We start from the raw sequence: 16924 nt of genomic DNA on the forward strand, positions 1-16924 counted from the left end.
GGTCATGACCTCTCGGGTGACACACCTTCCCTTTCTTTGTATCACCCGGGAGCGCGACGGAGTAACCCCTCACTTATCGTCGAGCGTGAACACCACCTTGCCGAACAGCTCGCCCTGGAGCATCGCGGCGAACCCGTCGCGCGCCTGGTCCAGGGGCATCGACCGGTCGATGAGCGGGCGCACGCCGGTCTGCTCCAGGAAGACCGCCAGCCGCGCGAGCTGGTCGCGGGTGCCCATCGTCGAGCCGACGACCGACAGCTGCAGGAAGAAGACCCGGTTGAGATCGGCGGGCGGCACCGCCCCGCTGGTCGCACCCGACACGACGATCCGTCCCCCGGGACGCAGCGCCTTCAGCGAATGGTCCCAGGTTGCCTGGCCGACGGTCTCCATCACCGCGTCGACCCGCTCCGGCAGCCTGGCCCCCGGCTCGAAGACCCGGTCGGCGCCGAGCTGGAGCGCCCGCTCCCGCTTCTCCTCCGAGCGGGAGGTGGCCCACACCCGGAACCCGCCCGCCCGGCCCAGCGCGATCAGCGCGGTGGCGACGCCGCCACCGGCGCCCTGCACGAGCACGGTCGACCCCGGCTCGATGCCCGCCTTGTCGAACAGCATCCGGTAGGCGGTCAGCCACGCCGTCGGCAGGCAGGCCGCTTCCTCGAAGCTCAGCGCGGCGGGTTTGGGCACCAGGTTGCGGCGCGGCACCGCCACCTTGTCGGCGAACGTGCCGTCGTGCACCTCCGACAGCAGCGACCGCCTGGGGTCGAGCGTCTCGTCGGCGCCCTGCCCGATGACGGAGTGCACGATGACCTCGTTGCCGTCCTCGTCGACGCCTGCCGCGTCGCAGCCGAGCACGATCGGGAGCCGGTCCTGGCGGATGCCGACGCCCTTGAGCGTCCACAGGTCGTGGTGGTTGAGGGCGGCGGCCTTCACGGACACCGTGGTCCAGCCGTCGCGGGCCTCGGGGTCGGGATGCTCACCGAGCGTCAGCCCGGCCAGCGGGTTGTCGGGATCGGTCTGTGTAGCGGTAACGGCGAACATGGCCGCACCCTACTCGGTGAGCTTCACCTTGATCCCCTCCAGTGCCGCCCGCACGAACACTCCCGCGCCCGCCGCGGAGACGAAGACATCACCCCTGCACACGCCGTCGACATAGGTGGCGTTGCGTCGCAGCTCGGGAGGGATGCCGCTGTTGCGGTCGCAATGGGGCGTCAGCACCAGCGACACCAGCTCGTCCGGCCGGCCGAGCAGCTCGCCGCCGAAGAGCAACCCGGGGCCGGCGGGCTCGCCGCCGAGCCGGTCGCCCGGTTTCGACAGGTGGACGGGCTCCCTGGCCGTCAGCACGAGGTAGCCGTCGCGGGTCACCCTCCCCTTGAGCGCGCGAGCCCACTCCATCCGCTGCTCGAAGGTCAGCCCGTCGCGGCGGTCCTGCAGGGCGATCCGCCACCTGCCGAACGCGAACAGCAGCACCTGCCCCTCCCCGGCGGACCACAGAGAGACGTTGCGGGTCATGCTCCTGATCCGCGTGCCGCCCTCGGGCAGCCCGCCGAGAGGCGCGTAGAGCTTGCGGAACATCGCCCGCTCGCCGCCGATCCACGCTCCCTGGTAGGGCCTGGACCCTCGCGCGGCCAGGCGCAGCTCGACCGGGTAGCGAACCTGGGCCTTGGTGCCGTCGGGGAACACCACGTCGATGCTCTCCTCGTCGCCCAGGCTGCGCGGGTAGGCGCGCAGGATGTTGGGCGCGCGGTCCCGCTGGTCCGCCGCGGGTGTCGGCGCGGCCGTCGACGGGGTGACCACGGGCGCCCGGCCGTCCGGACTCCTGCTGATCAGCAGGCTGACCGCCGGGACGGCGAGGACGGCCACCAGGACCACGATGCCGACCCATCCCCTGCGCCGGGGGCCTGCCTCGATGACATCGCGCACACCTCCATTGAGGTGACCTCGGCCCGCCCCACGCAAGACCCCGGGCATGATCGCTTCACCAGACGGCCGTGTTGACCTTCCCCTCGGTGGTCAGGTGTACCCGCCGTCCCACCAGCTGCGCGCTCATGGCGTCGGCGAGCGAGGCAGGGGGTGCGTGGATCCATGACGCCGACATAACCAGCAATGTTCGGTATGTAAAGCGGGAGACGCCTGGTGACAATGTTGCCAGCGATATCGAACTGCGGCGTCGACCTGCGGAAATACCATTCTTGAATACATGCGGAATAGTTATTTCAATAACGGAATGGAACCGGGCCAGACTTTTTCACGTCGTTTCCTGGCTCGCGCCTTGCGCCATTCAGTAGCGTCCTCAACGTTTTCCTGGCCCACCGGGGCACAGTTCCCCGCTCTGGGCCGCCGAGAACCGGAAGGAGCTCCATGTTTTCCCGAGCAAGGCGCCTCACCGTCGGCGTCGCGGCCATCGGCATGGCCGCGGGCCTGATGAGCGCGACCGCGGCCCAGGCCGCGGCCCCCAGCGATGTCGTCTCCAAGGACGCGGCCACCTCAGCAGCCAGCGCCATCGCGTTCTGGACGCCGGACAAGCTCCGCGCGGCCACCGACATCAACGACGATCTGTCCATGGACGTGAGGGGCGCGAAGGGCGCCAACTCCGCCCCTGACGGCCCGCCCGGATCCGTTCCCCCGATCGGCCAGGAGAAGGCCAAGGCCATCAAGACCAAGCAGGTCAACCTGCCCAACACGGTCGGCCGCATCTTCTTCACGCTGCCCGGTGCCAACGAGAACGACCGGAGGAGCTGGAAGTACTGCTCCGGCACCTCGGTGCAGGGCAAGTACCGCAACCTCGTCGCCACCTCGGCCCACTGCGTCTACGACGTCAAGCACAACGTCTTCTACGACAACTGGGTGTTCATCCCGTCGTACTGGGACGGCAACAACAAGTGGGACGGCAAGGCCCCCTACGGCATTTACGCCGCCAAGACCTTCAACGCGCACGACGACTTCGTGGTGAAGGAGGACTACGACTACGACTATGCCTTCGTCAATGTCTACAACGGTTTCAAGCCGACGTGGCAGAAGGACGACAAGGGCACCTGGCAGCTGGTCAAGAAGAACGTCGGCAGGCTCGGCGACAACGTCGGCGGTCAGGGCTTCACCTGGAACCGCAACCCCAAGGCCACGGTGTTCTCCTTCGGCTACCCCGCCGGCGAGCACCCCGACGGCGACAAGCCCTTCACCGGCAAGACCATGAAGTGGTGCTACGGCACGACGGCCCCCATGCCGCCGGCGCCGAAGTTCCGCATCGAGGAGCACGTCGGCTTCAAGTGCTCCTTCACCTCCGGTGCCAGCGGCGGACCGTTCCTCTATAACTACAAGAACTCCAGCCGCACCGGCTACCTGATCGGCGTCAACAGCGTCGCCTGGGACACCGACGGCAACGACCGCTACGACCGCATCTCCTCGCCGTACTTCAACGGCGACACCTACAAGGTCTACAAGGCCGCCGCCAACCGCTGGAGCGGCAACCAGCCCGGCTGATCCGTCGCGGGCAGCACCACCGGCCCCGGTCCGTTCAGGACCGGGGCCTCCCCTTGTCCTCCAGGTAGCGCCGCTCGGGCAGGCTGGCCGTCAGCGCCGCCGCCCTCACGAAGGACGCGCGCGCCGCCTCCTCCTGCCCCGCCATCTCCAGCAGGTGCCCCCGTACGGCGTACAGCCGGTGGTGCCCCTCCAGCCCTTCGACGGTGTCGAGCAGGGCCAGCCCTTCGCGAGGGCCGCGCGCCATCGCCACCGCCACCGCCTGGTTGAGCGTCACCATCGGCCCCGGCGCGACCCGCGCCAGCAGCTCGTACAGCGCCGTGATCTGCGGCCAGTCGGTCTCGCCCTCCTCGGTGTGCACCGCCGCGATCGCCGCCTGCAGCTGGTACGGCCCGAGCGGCCCCCGCGACAGCGCCGCCGTCACCAGGTCCACGCCCTCGGCGACGAGGTCCTTGTCCCACAGGGTCCGGTCCTGCTCGTCCAGCGTGATCAGCGCCCCCTCGGCGTCCGTGCGCGCCGCCCGGCGGGCGTCGGTCAGCAGCATCAACGCCAGCAGCCCCGCCACCTCGCCGTCGTCGGGCAGCAGCCGGCGCACGGTCCTGGTCAGCCGGACGGCCTCGGCGGTGAGGTCGGCGCGCTGCAGGTCGGGGCCGGACGTGGCGGTGTAGCCCTCGTTGAAGATCAGGTAGAGCACGTGCAGGACCACGTCGAGCCGGTCGGGCGTCATCTCGAAGGTGGCGCCCGCCTTCTTGATCGTCGCCTTGGCCCTGCTGATCCGCTGCGCCATCGTCGCCTCCGGCACCAGGAACGCCCCCGCGATCTCGGCGGTCGTCAGGCCGCCGACCGCGCGCAGCGTCAGCGCGATCTGCGAGGCAGGCGTCAGCGCCGGATGGCAGCACAGGAACAGCAGCGTCAGCGTGTCGTCGGTGTCGGGGACCTCAGGCGGCTCCGTCTCCAGGGCGACCTCCGCCTCCCTGCGCCGCCGCGCCTCCTCGCTGCGGATCTCGTCGATCATCCGGCGCGAGGCGACCGTCACCAGCCAGGCCTTCGGGTTGTCGGGCAGGCCGTCCCTCGGCCACTGGGTCGCCGCGGCCAGCAGGGCCTCCTGCACCGCGTCCTCGCACGCGTCGAACTGCCCGTACCGTCGCACGAGCACGCCCAGCACCTGCGGCGCCAGCTCCTTGAGCAGGTCCTCCCTCATCGGCACGCCCTCGGCCCCTGCTCCACCGTCATGCCCCGTCATCCCCCCGTCTTTCCACGCCGTTCCTGGTCATTCCTCGAAGACGGGGCGGAGCTCGATCGTGCCGCCGTAGGCGACGTCGGGCCAGCGCCTGGCGATCTCGAGCGCCCGCTCGGGCGTCTCGCAGTCGATGATGCAGTAGCCGGCCAGGTACTCCTTCGACTCCAGGAAGGGGCCGTCGGTGACGGCGACCACGCCGTTCTTCAACCTGATGGTGCGGGAGCCCGCCTGGTCGGCCAGCGCCTCGCCGCTCACCCACTCGCCCCTGGCGGTGAGCTCGGCGATGAGATCCTCCACCGTGGCCATCGCGTCGTCGATGTTCTCGTTGACGGCCTGCGCGGCGACGGCGTTCGTGTAGATCATGAGCATGTACTTCACGTCTTCGACGCTACAGGTCGAGAGGGGTGCGCCTGTTCCGGCTCGGCCGTGCCGTACTCGCCGCGCCGGCGCCGGTGCCTGGCGTGTTCCGGCTGGCCCGCGCGCACGGAAACGGATCGGCCGCGCCGTACTCGCCGCGTCGCCACCGGTCCCTGGCGCTCGTCGCCGTGGTGACGGGTGGCGCGGCCCGGGCACGCCCCGTCCGGCGCGTGAGGGCGTGCCGGAGCAGGTCAGCGCGGGGGAACCGGCTCGAAGGAGAAGAGGGACCGCGTCGAGAGCCGCATCATGCACGCGTTGCCGAACGTGTGCCGGTACCTGATCATCCGGCCGTCCCAGATGCCGACGGCGGCGGCGTTGACAGGCTTGTAGTCCATGGTGCACCTGATGAGCGGGTCGGGCTCGATCTCCGCGGGATCGCCGCCGGCCGCCTCGAGCTCCGCGCACGCCTGCCGAGGCGCCGGATGGGTGGAGACGCGGTACGGCTCGCACGTCAGGAGCACCAGGCGCGACCCCTTGCTCAGCACGAGCATCCGCTTCTGGTCGACCTTCTTCAAGATCATTTCTGCCATCACGGATAGAGGGTCGGGCTCGGCCGTCGCGGCCCCGGAAGATGCGGCGAAAGCCGTACCGCAAACAACGGCCACACATGCGAGTCTTCTCATGACGAGAAGCCTCTCTTGGGCCTCTGACCTGGGACAACGACCGACGCGCGGGATATCGGGTTTTTCTAGATCACATAACGATCGCCAATCCAGGCTGCAATAACGCTTACGATCTGGAAAAATCACGCGTTACGGTCTAAGGAAGGCATTTCATGATCCCCCGCCTGAGGCAACTCGCGATCGCCGCTGTCAGCGGCGTTCTGCTGATGCTGCCCGGAATCACGGGGATGCTGCCCGGAACCACGGGGGTCGCCCACGCCGCCGCGCCGCCCGACTACGTCTACTCCGAGCCGCTGGCCGCCTCCGACGCCGAGATGCGCAAGGTCGCCGAGTACTGGAAGCCCGAGAAGCTCAAGGACGCCGACAGCTACTCCCCCGCCACCCCCGGCACCAAGAGCTCCTCGCCGTCGTCGTCGCCCTCCACCTCCGCCGGATCGCTGAGCCCCCAGACCATCGCCAGGACGCGCGCGCCGCGCGACATCGCCCCCACCACGCCCGCCAAGGGCGGTGCGGCCCGGACGATCGGCAAGGTCTACTTCCAGCTGGGCGGCAAGGAGTACTGGTGCTCGGCCAGCGCCGTCGCCGCCAGGAACCGCAGCCTCGTCGCCACCGCGGGCCACTGCGCCTGGGACCCGCGCCTCGGCAAGAGCACCAACTGGATCTTCGTCCCCAACCCCGGCAAGGACGGCGAGGCCCCCGACGGCATCTACGTCGGCTCGACGCTCCACATGCACGAGGACTGGGCCGCCATCGGGGACTACGACTACGACTACGCCTTCGTCTCGGTGCACCGCGGCTTCCGCTGGACGACCGAGAACGGCAAGCTCGCCATGAAGGACGTCGGCCGCCTGGAGGACAACATCGGCGGCCTCGGCCTGACGGTCGGCAAGAAGACCGGCAACCAGATCAGCGCCTTCGGCTACCCGGCGGGCGCCCAGCCGGACAACACCCACCCGTTCGACGGGCGCACGCTCAAGACCTGTGAGGGCACCACCAAGCGGACCGTCAACCCGACACGCAACCTGCAGTGGGGCGTGCTGCTGCCGGGCTGCGACTTCAGCACCGGCGCCAGCGGCGGGCCGTGGATGCTCGGCTACAAGTCGTCGACGCGCCTGGGCTACCTCAACGGGGTCAACAGCCTGACGTGGAACCTCGACGCGGTCGGCAAGTTCGACGCGGTGTCCTCGCCGTACTTCACGACGACGACGTTCGAGGTCTACGATCACGCCGCGAGCGACTCGCTCGCCTGACCCCGCGCAAAATGTGACCCGGATCACACGAACTCCATGGCAACCAATTGATCACTTAGGCGTCAGAAGCCTCCTGATCAGCACAGACCAGACAAGGTCACTTCATCTCAGACAGATCACGAGCGGTGTGATTCGTCCGACTTGTCCGTTGACATGATCAACGGGAAATTCCCATGACCAAACCCTCCGCTGTAGGTTCCTCGCTATCCGTTTGCTGACTCTTGGCACGCAACAGGCGTCACAGTCAGCGCAAAGGAAACCTGGAGTTATACCTTGAAGCGCATCTTCCTCCCGGCTGGTGGCGCGATCCTGGCCACCGGCCTGCTGGCCGCCGGCCTTTCCGGCACCGCCCAGGCCGCCCGCGACATCGCCTCCGACCCCATGGCGACCAGCACCAGGGACGCCTCGTCCATCGCGAGCTTCTGGTGGAAGTCGAACGGCGCCGCCCTCCGCCAGGCCAGCGCGTACTACTGGGACTCGAGCGAGGTCAAGAAGCTCGTCAGCAAGGGTGGCTACACCCCTGACGGCAAGCCCGGCATGGTCGCCCCGACCAGTAACTCCGTCAGCACCGGCACGGCCCAGAACATCAACATCCCCCGCACCATCGGCAAGGTGTTCTTCCTGGACGCCAGCGGCAGGCCCCGCTGGTGCACGGCCACCTCCATCCAGGGCAACTACCGCAACCTGGTCGCCACCGCGGGCCACTGCGTCTACGACACCGACGGCAACGCCGACACCATGTCCAAGTGGGTGTTCGTCCCCGGCTACTACCAGGGCAAGGCCCCGTTCGGCATCTACGTCGGCAAGCAGGCCTTCACGCACTACGACTTCGACGTCTACGAGGACTACGACCGCGACTACGCGTTCGTCACCGTCTACAACGGCATCAAGTTCGACGGCTCCAAGCCGGAGGACGCGGGCCGGCTCGGCGACAACGTCGGCGGCCAGGGCTTCGCCTACAACCAGCCGACCGGCAAGATCGTGCGCACCTTCGGCTACCCGTACGCGCCCCACCCCGACGGCAGCAAGCCGTACACGGGCGTGACCCCCAAGCACTGCTACGGCGCGACCTCCGCCAAGACCGTCGGCTCGGCCGAGAAGAAGATCGAGGAGCACGTGGCGCTGAAGTGCCCCGTGACCCCCGGCTACGACGGCGGCCCCTGGCTGCTGAACTACAGCAACGGCAAGCGTCTCGGCTACGTGAACGGTGTCACCAGCACCTTCGCCGACCAGGACGGCAACGACCGCGTGGACTACATCTCCTCGCCGTACTTCGACGGTGAGACCGCCGCTGTGTACAACGCGGCCAAGAACATGGCGTCCGGCCGGATCGTCGGCCCGAACGGCGAGCTGCTCCGATAACGTCCAGCAGTTAGAGAAAGGGCCCGGCACCTCCCTCCCGGGCCCTTTCTCATGCCTACGCTCCCCTCATCGACTTGCGATCCCCGGCGCCTCCCTCACCCCAGGGGCGCTTGACACCCCCCGCGAAGAATGCTGAAATCCCGCCTCAGCGTCGCAGTGCATCCGGCAAAGAGACCGTCGCGGGCACGGAGGCGCCGAAACACGGGAATCATGTGCCCACACCCACCGATCCGACCGACCGCCTCCAGGCGTTCGGCACCCAGCTGATCGACGTCCACTCCTGGCTCCGTGAGGAGCTCGCCGCCCTGCGCGACAGCCTCGACGCCTTCCTCGACGGCGGCGACCACCGCCCGCGCGAGCTCCGCGCCCACTGCCTCACCTTCTGTTCGGCGCTCGAACGCCACCACACCGGCGAGGAGCGCACCGCTTTCCCCGCCCTGGCCGAGGAGTTCCCCGCCCTCCGCCCCGTCCTGGCGAAGCTCCAGGAGGACCACCACCTGGTGGCCGACATCCTCCGCAGGATCGAGTCCCTCGCCGCCGACGTGGGCACCGACCCGGCCGACGCCCAACGGGTACGGCGCGAGCTCGACGGGCTGGCCGCCATCGTGGAGTCGCACTTCGCCTTCGAGGAGCGCCAGATCATCGCGGCGCTCGACGCGCTGAACATCCCCGCGTGGCAGGCGTCGCCCCCCGACTTCCTCGCCGCCTCGGCTGAGGCCGTACCGGAACCAGAATGAACGAGACGTGGGCCGTCCGCATCAGACGGCCCACAGCCGCACCTTTCAAAGATCCAAACCGACAGTCACGAGATGACCACGTTCAGTAAAGTGATCGTTGTGCCTTCGATCGCTCACGAGACCGTCATCGATCTCTTCCGGAAGCGGCCCACGCTCGCGGCGACCCTCATCCACGGGCAGGGCGTCACCCTCGCCAGTCATGACGAGGTGCGCGTGGAGTCGGAGAACCTCGTCGACTGCAAACCCGCCGAATATCGAGCCGACGCCGTGGTCGTGCACAGGGCCGGCAGCAAGCCGGTTCTCGGTGTGGTCGTGGAGGTGCAGCTACGTCCCGACGAGGACAAGCAGTGGAGCTGGCCGGTCTACCTGGCCACCCTCCGAGCCCGCCTGCAGTGCGACACCGTGCTGCTGGTGATGTGCCTGAGCAGCAAGACGGCCAGGCACTGCGCCACCCCGATCGACATGGGACACCCAGGGTGGAGGCTCGCCCCACTGGTGATGGGCCCCGATCAACTGCCCAGAATCACGGACGTGGCCCAGGCCGTGGCCGAGCCCGAGCTGGCCGCGCTGTCCGTCGTCGCGCATGGGCGCACGCCCGGAGCCGACGGGCAACAGGTCATGGACGCCTTCCTCAAGGCAGCGCCGCTTATGGCCGACGGGCTGGGCGAGACTTATGCTGATGTCGTACTGGCGCTGCTACCCAAGGTAGCGGCGCAGAGGTTCGTGGAGGGGCTCATGGCAGTCGGAACTGACAAGTACAAGAGCGACTACGTCCGCCAATGGGTCGCCGAAGGCGTAGCCGAAGGGAAAGCCGAAGGGAAAGCCGAAGGGAAAGCCGAAGGCGCAGCTGAGGCTCGGGCCAAGGACATCATCCTCGCCTTCCGCACACGAGGCATCGACGTCTCACCCGAGGCCGAGAAGCGCATCCTCGACTGCTCCGACCCCGACCAGCTGAACGCCTGGTTCCCGAAGTCCATCACGGCCAACAGCGTCGAGGACCTGTTCGACAGCGACTGACGTCCGCCCACATCGTCGAGTGCCCGCGCCGAAGACCTCTCGCGGGTGTCGCGCTGACGCTGCTACCTGAACTATCGGCGCGGAAGTTGGTGGAGGGACTCATGGCGGCAGGAACCGACAAGTACAAGAGCGACTACGTCCGCCAATGGGTCGCCGAAGGCGTAGCCGAAGGGAAAGCCGAAGGGAAAGCCGAAGGCGCAGCTGAGGCTCGGGCCAAGGACATCATCCTCGCCTTCCGCACACGAGGCATCGACGTCTCACCCGAGGCCGAGAAGCGCATCCTCGACTGCTCCGACCCCGACCAGCTGAACGCCTGGTCCCGAAGTCCATCACGGCCAACAGCGTCGAGGACCTGTTCGACAGCGACTGACGTCCTTCCACATGGTCGCGTGCTCACGCCCGGCTCGTCGTCACCAACCCGCTCGCCCCAGGAGCAGGTAGCCGCCGGGTCGTCGACCACACCGAAGAGCCTTTCCGCGGGTGCGGGTGTCCATCGGACCCTCGCACCCGTTTCTTTTCCCGCGCATGAACGGCGCGCCCGCGAAGTCCTTGGCGCAGCCAGCCGGCGGCCGTCCAGGATTGCAGCCCTCAACGCGCCCGACGGCTCCCACCCCTCTTCAAGGCGCTTGCCTCGGGAGCTTCCAGGTCCGGCAGACGGGATGAAGAGGTGAGCGCGAGATCGCCCCCTCGGTTTCCTTCCCCCAGCCGCCGGCAGCATCGCCACGGCCAGCCGTACAGATGACTGCCGCACGGGCGACCGTCGGCGGGGCGGGCCGGCCCGCACCCGTCGCGCGCCCCGGACGGTCAACCCGGCGACGCCACCACGCCTCACACATCCAGCGAGCCCGCACTCAGCGTCACGTCGGCGACCGGAAAGTAGGCGCGAGGCCGCTTTCCTGAAGGTTTCCTGGCAAGATCGAGTGATATTAGACGGAGCGAGAGCCGATTCGGTGCCATCAAGTTTCTGTGATCTGAGTCACATCAAGCCGGTCACGTAGCGTATCCCCTCACTCACCCCTCATGAGCACCATTCGCAACAACCCCGCGAGGCCCTGCGAAAACGTGTCGCGACGATCACGCTTCGCGATCATCTCTGACTGGTAACGGAAAGGTCACGCCGGTAAGGGCGGTTCTCAGATGCCGCAGAACGGCTTCCACCTGCGAAGATCACCGCGTTATGGTCCTTGCTATCCCTTTACTGACGCATGGGACGCATGTTGCGACCCACGACAGAGCAAGGAGCAGTTCCCTTGAAGCGCATCCTCCTCCCCGCCGGTGGCGCCATCCTCGCCACCGGTCTGCTGGCCGCCGGTCTGGCTGGTACCGCTCACGCCGCCCCCGACGTCGCCAGCGACCCGATGGCGAAGAACGCCGCGGCCGCCAAGTCGATCGCCGAGTACTGGGCCGCCTCCAACGGTGCTGCTCTCCGCGCGGCCAAGGAGTCGAACGTCTGGGACAGCAAGGACGTCGCCAAGCTGAAGTCGACCGGCGGCTACAACGCCGACACCAAGCCGGGTGTCGTCGCGCCGATCGGTGAAGAGAAGAAGACCGCGACCAAGTCGCAGAACGTCAACATGCCGAAGACCATCGGCAAGGTCTTCTTCGTCAACTCCAAGGGCGAGCCCCGCTGGTGCTCGGCCACCTCGATCCAGTCGCGCTACCGCAACCTGGTCTCCACCGCCGGTCACTGCGTGTACGACACGGCCGGCAACTCCGACGTCATGTCCAAGTGGGTCTTCGTCCCCGGCTACTACCAGGGCAAGGCTCCGTTCGGCATCTACGTCGGCAAGCAGGCCTTCACGCACTACGACTTCGACGTCTACGAGGACTACGACCGCGACTACGCGTTCGTCACCGTCTACAACGGCATCAACCTCAGCAGCTCGGCTCCGGCGAAGGTCACCAAGAGCGAGTTCGAGAAGCACTCCGGCCCCAAGTGGGTCGACGAGAAGGACATCACCAAGGACGAGTACGTCGCGGGTGTCGAGAAGTACGGCATCAACGGCCCGTTCCAGTCCAAGGCCCTCGACCCGCAGGTCGAGACGGTCGCCAAGCCCGATGATGTCTCCTCGAAGAACATCGAGGACTACATCCTGGGCAAGGGCCCGACCAAGGGTGTCCAGCTCACCGGTGTCGAGGTCGTCAAGTCGGTCTACGAGAACGCGACCACCGGCTGGGACAACAACGCCAAGTTCGAGCGGCTGAGCGTCAAGCTGCCGATCAGCAAGGAAGAGTACGAGAAGCTGCTGGCCGACAAGGCCGACGGCAAGTTCCTCGGCGAGCTCACCACCACCCAGGACAAGAACGGCCAGGCCACCGCCTGGTACAAGCAGCAGTTCTTCGTCAAGAAGTGGGTCAAGACCACCGAGCGGATCCGCTACTGGGTCGAGACCTACTACGTCCAGGACGTGAAGGCTGCTGACGCTGGTCGTCTCGGCGACAACGTCGGCGGTCAGGGCTTCGCCTACAACCAGCCCACCGGCAAGTACGTCCGCGTCTTCGGCTACCCGGCCGCGGCGCACCCCGACGGTCACAAGAACTTCACCGGCATCACGCCCAAGTGGTGCTACGGCAAGACCACGGCCAAGACCGTCGGTTCCGCCGCCAAGAAGATCGAGGAGCACGTGGCACTGAAGTGCTCCATGACCGAGGGCGCCGACGGTGGCCCCTGGCTGCTCAAGTACAGCAACGCCAAGCGCCTCGGCTACGTGAACGGTGTCACCAGCACCTTCAACGACCAGGACGGCAACGACCGCGTCGACTACATCTCCAGCCCCTACTTCGACGGTGAGACCGCCTCCGTCTACAAGGCCGCTGCGAACGTGTGGTCCGGCAAGATCTTCTAACGGCGTCGCCGTACGACCGAGCTGAGGGCTGGTTCCGCGGCTCACCGAGCAATGCCAGAGGGGCCCGACATCCGTCGGGCCCCTCTGTGTTGGCGCCTGGTTCGGAGGTGTGATCGAAATTTGCTGGCCCCTTCGACGCACCGGAGCCCGAATCGGTGCCATCGGATCAATGTGATGTACGTCACATCAGCCACTAACTCACCGTGACGACCGAGCAGCAACCTCACCAGTCACACTAACAACATCCTTATGATGATCTGCGGAAACGATCCCCAAACCCCCGCAGACACCGCGTGTGCGCTTCAGCCTCTTAAACATCACAGAACGATCACGCCCGACTTGTGCGCTCTTTTCCCGCCAAAGCGGCTACCGGATTCCAAGATCGGCACTGTATGTTCCTGGCTATCCCTTTACTGACGCATGGGACGCAAGAGGCGTTCCACGACAGCGCAAGGAGTTACCTTGAAGCGCATCCTCCTCCCGGCTGGTGGGGCCATCCTGGCCACCGGTCTGCTGGCCGCCGGCCTCGCCGGCACCGCCTCGGCCACGCCCGTCCCCAACGACGAGTACCTGGCCAAGAGCGCTCAGCAGGTCGCGGACATCATCAACTTCTGGACGAAGTCCGACAACGCTGCCCTCAAGGCTGCCACGGCCTACCACTGGGACTACAAGGAAGTTAAGAAGCTCGTCTCCAAGGGCGGCTACACCGCCGACACCAAGCCGGGTGTCGTCGCGCCCATCGGCGAGGAGAAGAAGGTCGCGGCCAAGGTTCACAACGTGAACGTGCCGAAGACCCTCGGCAAGGTCTTCTTCGAGACCCGTGACGGCAAGCTGCAGTGGTGCTCCGGCACCTCGATCCAGTCCAACTACAAGAACCTGGTTGCGACTGCTGGTCACTGCGTCTACGACCTGGCCGCCAACAACGAGGTCGTGTCCCGCTGGGTCTTCGTCCCCGGTTACTACCAGGGCAAGGCTCCGTACGGCCTCTACGTCGGCAAGCAGGCGTTCACGCACTACGACTTCGACGTCTACGAGGACTTCGACCGCGACTACGCGTTCGTGACCGTCTACAACGGCATTGGCGGCGGCTACGGCGCCAAGACCCAGGTCACGAAGGGCGAGTTCGACAAGCACGTCGGCACCAAGTGGGTTGACGAGAAGGACATCACCGCTGCGGAGTACTCCGCGGGTGTGGACAAGTACGGCGAGAACGGCCCGTTCAAGTCGAAGGCTGTCGACCCCAAGGTCGAGACCGTCGCCAAGCCGGACGACGTCAAGACCGCTGCGGACGCCCAGAAGTACATGGACGCTGACGGCCACAACGGCATCAAGCTGATCGGCGTCGAGGTCACCGCGGGTCAGTACGCTGCTGCCCCCGACGGCCTGGACAACAACGCCAAGTACGTTGGCCTCACCGGCAGCCCGATTGCCATCAGCAAGGAGGAGTACGACTCGCTCTCGGCCGCCAAGGCTGACGGCAAGTTCCTCGGCGAGCTGACGGTCAAGAAGGACGACAAGGGCAACGCGATTGCCTGGTTCAAGCAGCAGTTCTACATCAAGAAGTGGGTCAAGAGCACGACTCAGACCCGCTACTGGGTGGAGACCTACTGGATCCAGGACGTGAAGTTCGTCGACAACGGCCGCCTCGGCGACGTCGTCGGTGGCCAGGGCTTCGCGTACAACCAGCCCACCGGCCAGGTCGTCCGCACCTGGGGTTACCCCTACGCTGAGCACCCCGACGGCTCCAAGCCGTACACCGGTGTGACGCCGAAGTGGTGCTACGGCAAGACCAGCGCCAAGCTCCAGGGCTCGGCCGCCAAGAAGATCGAGGAGCACCTGGCGCTGAAGTGCCCGGTGACCCCCGGTTACGACGGTGGCCCCTGGCTGCTCAAGTACAGCAACGCCAAGCGCCTCGGTTACGTGAACGGTGTCACCAGCACCTTCAACGACCAGGACGGCAACGACCGCGTGGACTACATCTCCAGCCCGTACTTCGACGGTGAGACCGCGACTGTCTACAAGGCTGCCGCGAACACCGCCTCGGGCGCGATGTTCCCGTTCCCCAAGCCGTAACACGCTTGACCTGAGCTCGGGGGTCCAAACCTCAGCTCGCCTGCTTCACCCGAAGGGCTCGGCTTCTGCCGGGCCCTTCGGCCTTTTCCTGGGTCTGAAGGGCTCCACGTCCGGAGCAAACACTCAGACGGATTCCCTTACGGGAGTGATCACAGGTCGATAGGGTCTCAACACCCCTTTTGTTAACTCTGTGGAGCCTCCCGTTGAAGCGCCTGCTCATCCCCCTCGCGGCCGCCGGTCTGGCCGGCGCCGCCCTCGCCGCTCCGGCCGCCGCCGCACCGCACTGGGTCACCGACCCGCTGGCCCCCAAGCCCGCCGACGCCTACAGCACCGCCCTGTTCTGGCTGGACGCCAACGGCGCCGCGCTCAAGAAGGCCAGCCAGTTCCACTGGGACAGCAAGGACGTCGCCAAGCTCGTCAGGGTCAGCGCGGACAAGCCCGATGACGGCAAGCCCGGCATCGTCGCCCCCATCGGCGCCGCGACCACCGGCGGCAAGGTGAAGAACGTCAACCTGCCGAAGACGATCGGCAAGGTCTTCTTCGTCGACCGCAAGGGCGACTACCGGTGGTGCTCGGCCACCTCGATCCAGTCCAGGCACCGCAACCTGGTCGCGACCGCGGGCCACTGCGTGTACGAGCAGGGCCATGACGTGTTCGCCAAGTGGGTCTTCGTCCCCGGCTACCACCAGGGCAAGGCGCCCTACGGCGTCTTCTCCGGCGCCTACGCCTTCACCACCTACGACCTCGACACCTACGACGACTACGACGGCGACTTCGCCTTCGTCGCCGTCCACAACGGCTTCGAGCTGACCGGGAGCCGCGAGGTCACCAAGGGCGAGTTCTCCTCGTGGGCCGGCGACAAGTGGACCAAGCACGAGGAGATCAAGGAAGACGAGTACAAGACCGGTTTCGACAAGTACGGCGCGGGCGGGCCGTACTGGTCGAAGGACTTCGACGTCACCCCTGAGAAGGTCGGTCACGACTACACGGGCGAGAAGATCCTCACCAAGGTCGAGGTGACCGAGAAGCAGTACGAGGACGCCGCCATCGGCACTGCGGCCAACGTGAACGGCGAGCAGTACGAGAAGGTCGGCCCCACGGCGATCAGCAAGGAGAAGTACCAGGAGCTGAGCAAGCTCAAGGCCGACGGCAAGTTCCTCGGCCAGCTCGACGCCGATGTCAACAACGGTGCCGAGATCGCCTGGTACGAGACCCACTACTACGTCAAGCAGTGGGTGAAGGCGGGCAAGACGGTCCGCTACTTCCGCGACCACTACTACATCGGCGTCGCAAAAGACACCGGCAAGCTCGGTGACGCCGTGGGCGGTCAGGGCATGGCGTGGAACCAGCCGCTGAACCAGCCCGTCTTCGCCTTCGGCTACCCCGGCGACGAGCACCCCGACGGCAGCAAGCCGTACACCGGCGTCACCCCCAAGTACTGCTACGGCAAGACCGGCACGAAGTCCTACCAGATCAACACGGTCAGGGCGGAGACGCACCAGGTCCTCAAGTGCTCGATGACCGGCGGCGCGGACGGCGGCCCGTGGCTGCTGAAGTACAGCAACAGCAAGCGCCTCGGCTACGTCAACGGCGTGACCAGCGTGTTCATCGACCAGGACGGCAACGACCGGGTCGACATGATCAGCTCGCCGCTCTTCGACGGTGAGACCGCGGACGTCTACAACAAGGCGCAGTACGCGGAGACCAAGAGCATCATCGGCCCCAAGGGCGAGATGCTGAGCTGAGACCTCCGGGACGGCGGGCCCGGCTCGAAAGGAACGAGCCGGCCCGCCGCACCGGCGCCGGGCTCCACGACGACCCAGTCCTGGAGGGCCGGCCCCAGAGAGCCGGACCCAGCGAGGGCCCGGACCCTGGGAACCGGGCCCAG

13 protein-coding genes are annotated in these 16924 nt (G+C 66.9%); 8 read left to right on the forward strand and 5 right to left on the reverse strand.

What is annotated here, in order from left to right; translation table 11 throughout:
* Nucleotides 1-69 precede the first annotated feature (69 nt).
* A complete protein-coding gene (locus ABZX22_RS41595; protein WP_354921605.1) occupies nt 70-1035 on the reverse strand; it encodes a zinc-binding dehydrogenase in 966 nt (321 codons plus the stop codon).
* Nucleotides 1036-1044: 9 nt separating this feature from the next.
* Nucleotides 1045-1917 carry a hypothetical protein gene (locus ABZX22_RS41600; protein WP_354921608.1) on the reverse strand — a complete coding sequence of 291 codons (873 nt, stop codon included), beginning with the start codon at nt 1915-1917 and terminating at the stop codon, nt 1045-1047.
* 438 nt (nt 1918-2355) lie between these two features.
* On the opposite strand from ABZX22_RS41600, the gene ABZX22_RS41605 reads away from it, so the two are divergent.
* Nucleotides 2356-3474: a serine protease gene (locus ABZX22_RS41605; protein ID WP_354921611.1), complete on the forward strand. Its 1119-nt coding sequence runs from the start codon at nt 2356-2358 to the stop codon at nt 3472-3474.
* 34 nt (nt 3475-3508) lie between these two features.
* Here the strand turns inward: ABZX22_RS41605 and ABZX22_RS41610 are convergent, their stop codons facing one another.
* From ABZX22_RS41610 to ABZX22_RS41620, 3 genes are all read right to left on the reverse strand, one after another.
* Nucleotides 3509-4714 (reverse strand): sigma-70 family RNA polymerase sigma factor, encoded by a 1206-nt coding sequence (locus tag ABZX22_RS41610; protein WP_354921614.1) that lies wholly within the window; start codon nt 4712-4714, stop codon nt 3509-3511.
* A 27-nt stretch (nt 4715-4741) separates the two neighbouring features.
* Complete coding sequence (locus ABZX22_RS41615; protein WP_354921758.1) at nt 4742-5080, reverse strand: YciI family protein; 339 nt, start codon at nt 5078-5080, stop codon at nt 4742-4744.
* A 239-nt stretch (nt 5081-5319) separates the two neighbouring features.
* Complete coding sequence (locus tag ABZX22_RS41620; RefSeq protein ID WP_354921617.1) at nt 5320-5649, reverse strand: SSI family serine proteinase inhibitor; 330 nt, start codon at nt 5647-5649, stop codon at nt 5320-5322.
* 254 nt (nt 5650-5903) lie between these two features.
* On the opposite strand from ABZX22_RS41620, the gene ABZX22_RS41625 reads away from it, so the two are divergent.
* The 7 genes from ABZX22_RS41625 (at nt 5904) to ABZX22_RS41655 (ending at nt 16781) form a co-directional block, all read left to right on the forward strand.
* A complete protein-coding gene (locus ABZX22_RS41625) occupies nt 5904-7001 on the forward strand; it encodes a trypsin-like serine protease (RefSeq protein ID WP_354921619.1) in 1098 nt (365 codons plus the stop codon).
* A gap of 273 nt (nt 7002-7274) precedes the next feature.
* Entirely contained in the window at nt 7275-8363 is a 1089-nt protein-coding gene (locus tag ABZX22_RS41630) for a hypothetical protein (RefSeq protein WP_354921622.1), read from the forward strand.
* Between the two features lie 212 nt (nt 8364-8575).
* Entirely contained in the window at nt 8576-9100 is a 525-nt protein-coding gene (locus ABZX22_RS41635) for a hemerythrin domain-containing protein (protein WP_354921625.1), read from the forward strand.
* A gap of 99 nt (nt 9101-9199) precedes the next feature.
* On the forward strand, nt 9200-10117 hold the full coding sequence (locus ABZX22_RS41640) for a hypothetical protein (RefSeq protein ID WP_354921628.1): 918 nt from the start codon (nt 9200-9202) through the stop codon (nt 10115-10117).
* A gap of 1250 nt (nt 10118-11367) precedes the next feature.
* On the forward strand, nt 11368-12963 hold the full coding sequence (locus ABZX22_RS41645; protein ID WP_354921631.1) for a hypothetical protein: 1596 nt from the start codon (nt 11368-11370) through the stop codon (nt 12961-12963).
* 462 nt (nt 12964-13425) lie between these two features.
* Nucleotides 13426-15036 carry a hypothetical protein gene (locus tag ABZX22_RS41650; protein WP_354921634.1) on the forward strand — a complete coding sequence of 537 codons (1611 nt, stop codon included), beginning with the start codon at nt 13426-13428 and terminating at the stop codon, nt 15034-15036.
* 203 nt (nt 15037-15239) lie between these two features.
* Nucleotides 15240-16781 carry a hypothetical protein gene (locus ABZX22_RS41655; RefSeq protein ID WP_354921637.1) on the forward strand — a complete coding sequence of 514 codons (1542 nt, stop codon included), beginning with the start codon at nt 15240-15242 and terminating at the stop codon, nt 16779-16781.
* The last annotated feature ends 143 nt before the right edge of the window (nt 16782-16924 follow it).

It is taken from the genome of Nonomuraea sp. NPDC003804 (genome assembly GCF_040610675.1).
Classification (GTDB): Bacteria; Actinomycetota; Actinomycetes; order Streptosporangiales; family Streptosporangiaceae; genus Nonomuraea.

What these genes read in the sequence shown, in the direction of transcription:
- ABZX22_RS41625 (WP_354921619.1), top strand. Translation starts at nt 5,904, where the DNA reads ATGATCCCCCGCCTGAGGCAACTCGCGATCGCCGCTGTCAGCGGCGTT.
- ABZX22_RS41620 (WP_354921617.1), bottom strand. Translation starts at nt 5,649, where the DNA reads ATGATCTTGAAGAAGGTCGACCAGAAGCGGATGCTCGTGCTGAGCAAG.
- ABZX22_RS41595 (WP_354921605.1), bottom strand. Translation starts at nt 1,035, where the DNA reads ATGTTCGCCGTTACCGCTACACAGACCGATCCCGACAACCCGCTGGCC.
- ABZX22_RS41615 (WP_354921758.1), bottom strand. Translation starts at nt 5,080, where the DNA reads ATGCTCATGATCTACACGAACGCCGTCGCCGCGCAGGCCGTCAACGAG.
- ABZX22_RS41610 (WP_354921614.1), bottom strand. Translation starts at nt 4,714, where the DNA reads ATGACGGGGCATGACGGTGGAGCAGGGGCCGAGGGCGTGCCGATGAGG.
- ABZX22_RS41605 (WP_354921611.1), top strand. Translation starts at nt 2,356, where the DNA reads ATGTTTTCCCGAGCAAGGCGCCTCACCGTCGGCGTCGCGGCCATCGGC.